This window comes from Enterovibrio makurazakiensis, from assembly GCF_050336585.1.
GTDB lineage: Bacteria > Pseudomonadota > Gammaproteobacteria > Enterobacterales > Vibrionaceae > Enterovibrio > Enterovibrio gelatinilyticus.
On record NZ_JAKJSE010000040.1, the window covers coordinates 38,596 to 47,063 of the forward strand.

At 45.8% G+C, this 8,468-nt stretch carries 11 protein-coding genes; 9 read left to right on the top strand and 2 right to left on the bottom strand.

Annotation, left to right across the window (positions count from 1 at the left end; all coding sequences use genetic code 11):
• The first annotated feature begins 214 nt into the window (after window positions 1-214).
• The 7 genes from L4D06_RS23965 (at window position 215) to L4D06_RS23995 (ending at window position 4,511) form a co-directional block, all read left to right on the top strand.
• Window positions 215-568, top strand: a complete 354-nt coding sequence (locus tag L4D06_RS23965; protein WP_274165859.1) for a hypothetical protein — start codon at window positions 215-217, stop codon at window positions 566-568.
• A gap of 145 nt (window positions 569-713) precedes the next feature.
• Complete coding sequence (locus L4D06_RS23970; RefSeq protein WP_429741934.1) at window positions 714-929, top strand: hypothetical protein; 216 nt, start codon at window positions 714-716, stop codon at window positions 927-929.
• A 160-nt stretch (window positions 930-1,089) separates the two neighbouring features.
• On the top strand, window positions 1,090-1,515 hold the full coding sequence (locus L4D06_RS23975; protein ID WP_429741936.1) for a GNAT family N-acetyltransferase: 426 nt from the start codon (window positions 1,090-1,092) through the stop codon (window positions 1,513-1,515).
• A 408-nt stretch (window positions 1,516-1,923) separates the two neighbouring features.
• The gene (gene nusG, locus L4D06_RS23980; RefSeq protein ID WP_274165856.1) at window positions 1,924-2,439 is read left to right on the top strand and encodes a transcription termination/antitermination protein NusG; all 516 of its coding nucleotides are present in this window, start codon (window positions 1,924-1,926) and stop codon (window positions 2,437-2,439) included.
• Between the two features lie 401 nt (window positions 2,440-2,840).
• Window positions 2,841-3,497 (top strand): alpha/beta hydrolase, encoded by a 657-nt coding sequence (locus L4D06_RS23985; protein ID WP_274165855.1) that lies wholly within the window; start codon window positions 2,841-2,843, stop codon window positions 3,495-3,497.
• A gap of 197 nt (window positions 3,498-3,694) precedes the next feature.
• Entirely contained in the window at window positions 3,695-4,168 is a 474-nt protein-coding gene (locus L4D06_RS23990; protein ID WP_274165854.1) for a 2TM domain-containing protein, read from the top strand.
• Window positions 4,169-4,325: 157 nt separating this feature from the next.
• The gene (locus tag L4D06_RS23995) at window positions 4,326-4,511 is read left to right on the top strand and encodes a TOBE domain-containing protein (RefSeq protein WP_429741950.1); all 186 of its coding nucleotides are present in this window, start codon (window positions 4,326-4,328) and stop codon (window positions 4,509-4,511) included.
• 144 nt (window positions 4,512-4,655) lie between these two features.
• Here the strand turns inward: L4D06_RS23995 and L4D06_RS24000 are convergent, their stop codons facing one another.
• On the bottom strand, window positions 4,656-5,951 hold the full coding sequence (locus tag L4D06_RS24000) for a hemolysin family protein (protein WP_429741938.1): 1,296 nt from the start codon (window positions 5,949-5,951) through the stop codon (window positions 4,656-4,658).
• A gap of 212 nt (window positions 5,952-6,163) precedes the next feature.
• Between L4D06_RS24000 and L4D06_RS24005 the strand changes: the two genes are divergently transcribed.
• Window positions 6,164-6,757 carry a LysE family translocator gene (locus tag L4D06_RS24005; RefSeq protein ID WP_429741940.1) on the top strand — a complete coding sequence of 198 codons (594 nt, stop codon included), beginning with the start codon at window positions 6,164-6,166 and terminating at the stop codon, window positions 6,755-6,757.
• A 66-nt stretch (window positions 6,758-6,823) separates the two neighbouring features.
• Complete coding sequence (locus tag L4D06_RS24010; RefSeq protein ID WP_429741942.1) at window positions 6,824-7,645, top strand: helix-turn-helix transcriptional regulator; 822 nt, start codon at window positions 6,824-6,826, stop codon at window positions 7,643-7,645.
• A 154-nt stretch (window positions 7,646-7,799) separates the two neighbouring features.
• Here L4D06_RS24010 and L4D06_RS24015 read toward each other — a convergent pair.
• Window positions 7,800-8,468, bottom strand: a 669-nt coding sequence (locus L4D06_RS24015) for an ammonium transporter (protein ID WP_429741944.1), incomplete at its 5' end; no start/stop codon positions are given.

Genomic DNA, 8,468 nt, shown 5'->3' on the forward strand with positions numbered 1-8,468 from the left:
CGGTATAAACGGGCGAGTCGCCGAAAGGGGTGAAATATTTTCTCACTTTTTTATGCGCCCCCCTAGAGGGTGTTCTGCGCATTAGACACTGTTGCCCGTGTATCCTTCTGGTATTATCAGTGCGAGCAGGGAACCTAGGTTGTTGTGAACTCATTGTTTTTGTGAAGCCTAGGTTGTTGTGTCCTGCCATTTTGCGATTGAGGAGAGTGAATACATGGATCAGAAAGGTCTGGAAAAATACCTAGCGTTAAACCGCATTGATTACAAAGAAGCGACAGATAACGATGGGTTGCTGATAAACCTTGGATTTCTGGTAGGGCGCGTGCATGTTAGAATCGATGAAGATGGTCAATCGTTTAACTTTAATGATAAGTCTCGTTGGGTCATTCAGGCTGTTTTGATGGCACTGATGCTGTTTTTCTTGTTTTCAAACTTCGACGTTTACTCCCAAACTCAACTTTATACTTGCATCGGCGTGACTGTCGCAATGTTTGGTATTTTTGGATACAAAGAGACGCGGATCAAACAGTTAAAGCAAGCGATTTCTGCAGATCATCAATCGTCGTAACAGCGTGCTCTGAGTCTGTAATAAATGATTCGCGAGATTGTCATATTTCTCTGCTAGCTTCGATATTAGGTTAGTGCCCAAATTTGCTGAATACTGAGCTTTCAGGTTGTTTGGGTACAAGGAAATGCCTGACGAGAGGTGCAGTATGAAGCTGGTAAATGTACTGAGCGGCGATGTCGTTAAAGAATCAGAAGACTTGGATGAGCTCAAAGCGCTTGGGATTTCCATGGCTATCGATGATGGAGTGGAGTCTCCCCACTGGGATCTGGATGATGCATCTAGTTATTCTCGTCCGCGCAAAAAATCCCTGCATTTGAGTGATGAAGAAGGCGCGTTATTTCGCATATTTTTGCCGAAATAGTTGTTTCTCATCGTTCAGAAAATGCCCTAATATATCTTCCCAATCAACCTCGCTGAATCCTGTATCTCCCGGTTGTTTGTGTATAAGTGAGAGCCATCATGTGGCTTTCATTTTTTATTTGCCTACCCAGAAAAACTGAAGTCAAACTCAAGGATGAATGATGGAATATCAAATCGTTGCCAATCCCACAGAGCAAGACATTCAGGATGTTCGAGCGGGGCTGCGTGCGTTTAACGACCCTTTTGTTGAACACCTCAAAGAGACTCAAATAGGCATTTTTGCGTTGGATGAAAATGGCGTTCGCATGGGCGGTATTATCTCGCGCCTATGGGGGAATTGGATGCACATCCTTTATCTCTGGGTCGATCCCTCCTTAAGCGGGCAAGGGGTGGGAACGGAGTTGATGCAGAGAATGGAAGCCCTTGCCATTGAGCAGGGTTGCAAGTCAGCCATGGTGGATACCTTCAGTTTTCAGGCTAAACCTTTTTACGAAAAGAAAGGCTATCAAAACAGAATGACACTGAACGATTTCCCCGCAGACGAACAGGCTCTGCATTTCCTCACCAAATCGCTGGTGGATGCTTAGCCATTAAATGGTATTTCAATCGCTTCATCATCAACATAGAATGACTGCGAGGTAGCACCAAACAAGGTGAGAATGACCGCAACGTTTCCCTCGTCATCGTGATGTCGACCAAGAGTTTTAGGCTAGGAAAAATCCTTCTCTCAACAACTCGCTAATTTTCTTTCCTCACTGAGTAACTAGCGATAGTATCGCGCTCATTATTGGTACCGTCGTTCGTGGGTGTCGAGCATTCCGCGCAACGATCTTGTATCGCAAAGCAAGTCTTGACTCTGTTGGCTTGTGTTTGCACCGATATATTGCTTATTGCTTATTGCTTATTGCTTATTGCTTATTGCTTATTGCTTATTGCTTATTGCTTATTGGCCTTTGACGGCCATTTCAACGCTTGGAATGTTAGGAGAGATAGCATTGCATTACTATCGTTGGTATGCGGTTTATACCCATGATCATTCAGAGAATATTCTGTTCGAACATTTGTCAGCAAAAGGGTATGACGTTTATTTGCCACGCCGAACTATCAGAACCATGGTGGGCATTAAAACCAAAACGACGTATGAACCTTTGTTTAAATCTCATGTTTTTGTGCGCACGTTGCCTGAAGGTTTACAGCAGGTAAAACTCGCACCTGGTTTCTCGCATTTGATCAGAAATGGCAACTACCTAGCTGCTATTCCTGAAACACACATCGTGAAAATTAAAACCATTCTGTATCACTATGATGATGTCACCTCATTGGCTAATAACCTTGTTAATGGTGCGACGGTGGCAGTGATTAATGGCCCTCTCAAAGGCATGACGGGTATCTTGGTTGATGGCGAAGGCGCACGACCTATCGCCATGGAAGTCGGGCAGCTTGGGCGCTCTATCATGGTGCCCGTGCCTATGGGTAGTGTGGTTCGCACTGAACTACCTACACCTGCTTAACTCTTTGTACGCTCGCACGTAATTTACGTGCGACGTAAGTCATTTGTTTTCAACACGGCTAAGAAATCAAATCTCTATCTCTTTAATCCGCATCCTTCTTCATCATCATCATGCTCTTATTCTGAAATATATATCCCCAAACAACCTGAAGATGCAGGATTCAGTAAACTCGCACTGATGGCCTCTGAAATCGAGCATCTTTAGGTTGATGGGGTATAACGTCTGCCAATGAATTGCAGAGAAGCTGTGCCTTCAACTCAGAAAGAGGTGACATATCCGCAAGGAGGAACCTGTATACTCGTCATTGAAAAAGAAGGAAGTGTGTAACTTCTTGTTCAATCATCATGGAATTCGCTTTCCGAAGTAAACCAACGTAATGACAAAAACAGGGATAGAGAAAAATGCTCAAATGCGTAGAAGTTGAACCGCAGATCACAGCCAGTGCAGCTGTTATTTGGTTGCATGGGTTGGGTTCAAATGGTCATGATTTTGAAGCCATCCTGCCTGAATTGCGTCTACCTGAAGATGCGCCAGTTCGTTTCATTTTCCCTCATTCGCCATCTATTCCTGTTACCGTCAATGGTGGCATGATGATGCCAGCGTGGTATGACATTCTCGAAATGGGTGCAGGACGTAAGCTGAATGTTGGGCAGTTGCTTGATTCAGCGTCAGAAGTGTCTGCTTTGATTGAGCGTGAAATCGCGCGTGGTATTCCCGCTGAACGCATTGTTCTTGCTGGCTTCTCGCAAGGTGGTGCCGTGGCCTATCAAGCGGCGTTGAGCTTTCCGAAAGCATTAGCTGGATTGCTGACATTGTCTACATACTTTCCAACCTCTGACACCATTGAATATGCGAACGCAAATCGCTCCATTCCCATTGAAATCATGCATGGCAGTTACGATCCTGTGGTTCTTCCTGCGATGGGTGAAGATGCACGAGATGATTTGATGGCCGCTGGGTTTGCACCAAATTGGTCAACGTACCCGATGGAGCACCAAGTGTGTATGCCTCAGATAAAGGATATTGCCGAATGGCTCTCAGCGCGTTTGGGCCTGTAGTTTTCGCGTCGGTTTCTATTCATTACTTATGAGTCGGCTTTTTGTCGCATTGCTGTCGTCTAAATTTGAAACCTTGTATGCGCAGTGCTAAATGTATGTTTTTAAAGTATTGTCGGGTAAGTGACACTACCGTGTCGTGGTGAATGTCCTCCTGTTTTTTGTAGATTTAAAGGGCACACAGCAGAAAGGATTAAATGATGATTGTCAGAAAACTTAGGTTACAGCGAGGTTGGTCTCAAGAACAACTATCTGAAATGAGTGGGTTAAGTGTTCGTACCATTCAACGGATTGAGCGCGGTGATAAACCGGGACTGGAATCATTGAAATCTTTGGCTGCTGTTTTTGAACTTCAAGTATCTGACCTTCAAAAAATACCGGAGCCCGACATGACTGCAGACGTTAAAATTACGGAAGAAGAAACACAAATTCTTAACCAAGTTCGAGAAATCAAAGGTTTTTACTCGCACTTGATCACCTATGCCGCTGTCATTACAGGGTTGTTCATTTTGAACTACATGACCAGCCCTGAGTACATTTGGGCGTGGTGGCCAGCGTTAGGTTGGGGTATTGGCATTGTTTCCCATGGTTTAAGCGCGTTTGAAGTGTTCAATTTCTTTGGCCCAGAATGGGAAAAGAAGCAGGTTGAAAAAAGGCTAGGGCGTAAGCTGTAGCATTCTAAATGCCTTTATCTTAAAACGAAAAGATCAGCATGTTGCTGGTCTTTTTTTTATTTAGCTACTCGTTTTGACTTCTTTAAACAGCAAACACGTCAACCGCTTCACCTAACAACTCGGGCAAGCTCGCCGGTGGATAAAATGACAAGGCATTATTGATGTGACTGAATACCTAGGTGCAGATATCTATGTAGTTGTTGATTGCGATGATTTGGGCAAAGTGATTGTTCGCACCGCTGTTGAAAGTGAAGTGGGAGCGGGCGATCATCTTGGTCTCCAGTTCCACGCCAACAAGCTTCATTTTTCTGATGCTAACGGACACTTTGTTTTGTTGTCGTGATCATCTGCGCGAGGGCCTTTCGAGTTGGCATTAGCGTGAATACACTCCTTTGATAACAGTATTTTTCATTCGGTTCTGTTATCCATACCCGGCATTTCCTCCTTGGGTGCCGGGCTCTTTTTTATCCTGACCTTTCTTGCCTATTTAGCTAACTGCTTCGTCAATTTGGATGTTCTCAGAGACTTTTACGCGTGCAATTCGGTTGTGGTTGATTAGCAAAACCTCGAACATCCATCGATCGTGATGAATGATCTCACCTTCAACAGGAAGATGCCCAGCTCGCCACGTTAACATGCCGTTGAGGGTTTGAAAGCCTTCCTTCTCCTCCCCGTTTACGCGTGGCACATTGAACTTGCTTTTGAATTCACTGATAGGGATCAGCGCATCCATCACCCAGCCACCTTCAGGCAGCGCTTTAGCCCATTGTTCTTGAGGGGACAAAGACAGTTCGCCAGCGATAGCTTCTAGTAAATCATAGTGAGTCACGAGACCTTGGATGTCGCCATATTCATCAACAATGAAGGCCATTTCTGCACTATGCATTTGTAAGTGATTGAGTAAGGTGAGTCCCTTCATAGACTCGGGAACATATAAAGGCTGTTTGAGAAGTTTGCCAATCGTGATGGTTGATAGCTCGTTGGCTGTACTCAATAGCATTTTGGCTGATACCGTACCGATTACGCTGTCTAGGTTACCTTGGCACACAGGAAATACACTGTGCTTGGTACTGCGTATTCGCTTAAGTATCTGAGTGATCGGTTGATCGATATCGAGGAAGTCGATGTCACGTCGTGGTGTCATCAAAGAGCCTACGAGTCGGTCATTAAGGTGAAGAATATTGTGAATCATCACTTGCTCTCGCGGCTCGATAGCACCGGACTCTGAGCCTTCATTGACGATGGCTTGAATATCATCTTCCGTGACGAGGTCATCGTTGTTTTGGTCGACTCTAAGCAGTTTAAGTAGCATCTGTGTTGAGGCGCTCAGTGCCACTACAAAAGGACGCGTGATAATAGATATCCAATGGATTGGGAACGCAACCACGATAGCGATGGTTTCGGCGTTAGACTGCGCGATGCGTTTTGGCACCAACTCACCCACTACAATCGCGAAATAGGTAATTCCCACCACCACACACGCCGTCGATAACACGTTGGCGGTTTCTGCATCCATGCCGTTTTGAACCATCAGTTCAGCAAACGGCACCGATAACGTGGCTTCACCGACGATACCGCTAAGTAAGCCGATCACGGTAATACCGATTTGAATGGTAGAGAGGAAGGTGTTTGGATTTTCTTTCAGTACGAGAGCAACCGCCGCTGCTTTACTGTTTACGGCAAGCTTTTTGAGGCGACTGGTTTTTGATGCGACCAGAGCAATTTCTGACATCGCAAAAAGTCCATTTAATACAATTAAACCAACAAGTAAGAGGGCATTCATATACGACCAATTCACGTAATTAACAGCGCTCAGGATAATCCGCAAATCACCTTTGGAATGTGATTCAACGAATAGATTTGACGCATCATGAGAAGGTTTTAATCAGCCTTGCTGATCAACAAGTTAAAAGAGCTCGTTGACCTGCTGCAATATCGTTCAATACCCAGACGCTGATTTGCCATACGCTGGTTCAATCGAAACAGGAGTACGATATGGAAAGTGTAATTTTGGCGATGGCGACCTTTGCTTTCGTCGGTGCGGTAACACCGGGCCCAGTGAATATTCTAGCGACCAGTACGGCAGCGAATTCGGGGATGTTGGAGGCAGCAAAGCATGTTTTGGGGGCGTCGTTGGCCTATGCATTTGTGGTGTATTGTTCAGGCAGCGTGATGAACGGTTTGTTGCAAGTTCTACCCAAACTGGAAGGGGTCATGCAAGTGGGGGGAAGTGCGTACCTTTTCTACTTGGCGTACAAAATCTTCACAGCGCCCACAACGTCTATGAAAACCTCACCATCAATACGATCGGGATTGATGACCGGGTCGCTAACACAGTTACTCAATCCGAAAGCGTGGTTGGTCGCCATGTCTGGTGTCGGTTTGTTCGTGGTTGGGCGCGGCGATGAGGCGCTATATCTGCTGATTTTCACGAGTGTGTCATTGGTTTTGTGCTTGGTGGGTGTCGGTGTTTGGGCAGCGTTGGGGACGGTGCTCGCTACGCGTCTCGAGAATCCAAAACAGCAACGTGACTTTAATCGCGTGATGGGTGGGTTGTTGGCAGTTTCTGTGGTAATGATATGGACATAAGGAAAATCGTTCTCGATAACATGTGTTTAATTGTTCACCAAACTGCTCACCAAAAAAAGGACAGCAATGAAAAAGGACATCAGTGCCAGTTTCAAGCAAAGCACCGTGCTGCCTTGGGTAGAACTGAGAGTCGCTAGCCAAAGCCATGCTTGTTATGAAGCGCATTCTCATGACGAGTTTTCGTTTGGCATCATTAACCAAGGGCAGGCCAATTATCGTAATCGTCAACATAGCCATCAAATTGGGCGAGGCGATGTGGTGACGATCAACCCGGTCGATGTGCACGCCTGTAATCCACATGAAGGCACTTGGTCTTACAGCATGTTGTTTGTTGATACGCTTAAAATGGGTGACGTGCAAAGAGACGTGCTTCAACGAGATACATCAGACTACACCCCTTTTTTGCACGATGTAGAGCGCCATCCCGATATTCAACGACGGTTTCAAGCCTTATTCGAGGCATTACAATCTGATTCGAGTGCATTACAAGCGCAAGTGTGCCTGTTTGATTTCATCGAGGCCATGCTGGGTAAATGGGGACAAGAACAGGTAGGTCGAATGACAAAACAGCCGCGATTGATGCAAATTCGTGAGAGGCTGTTAGATGACATTGACCACACCCATCAACTCGAAGATTTGGCGCAAGAAGCGGGTATGAGTCGTTATCAACTGCTCAGAGCATTCAAAAGTCAGTTTGGTTTGCCGCCGCATGCATACTTGATGGATGAGAAAATTAAGCGTGCCAAAGTCATGCTGAAATCGGGCAATGATATTGCTGATGTCGCGCTACAACTTGGCTTCGCGGACCAAGCACACTTTCAGCGTCAATTTAAAAAGAAACTCGCCGTTACGCCAAAATATTATCAATCTCATTTCTTGCCAAAATAACACGGTTAACCGCACATCACAGCGACTTTCAAGAGCAAGTACCTACTGAACTTGGCTTAACTTGTCGAGTATTCGCCTGAAACAAAAAAGCCCATTTCAGATACTGAGATGGGCTTTTTGATCATGTTTCAATGGGTGTGTTTAAAGCGTGTAACTAGTCTTCTGATGTTGCAGCAATTTTGTGAATTGCCAAATCTGCGCCGTTGTATTCGTCTTCTTCTGTCATACGAATACCTGCGGTTTTATCAACTGCGGTGTAAACAATCCAACCACCGACGAAAGCGATGACAACGCCTGCAATGGTACCAATGAGCTGAGACATAAAGCTAACGCCACCAAGGCCGCCCAGTGCTTCTAATCCGAAGATACCAGCAGCTAGGCCACCCCACATGCCACACACACCGTGTAATGGCCAAACACCCAGCACGTCATCAATCTTGAAGCGGTTTTGTGTCAAGGTGAACAACCAGACAAACAATGCGCCAGCAACACCACCCGTGAATAACGCACCAATTGGGTGCATAAGATCAGAACCCGCACATACAGCAACCAGACCGGCTAGAGGGCCATTATGTAGGAAGCCTGGGTCATTTTTACCGACGATGAGTGAAGCAACAATACCACCAACCATTGCCATCAAGGTGTTCACGGCGACCAAACCGCTGATGCCGTCCAGCGTTTGCGCTGACATGACGTTAAAGCCAAACCAGCCGATGGTCAGAATCCATGCACCGAGGGCAAGGAAAGGAATGTTAGAAGGTGCAAATGCAATCAAACGTTCGCCCCGGTAGCGACCTTTACGCACACCAAGGATGAGTACGGC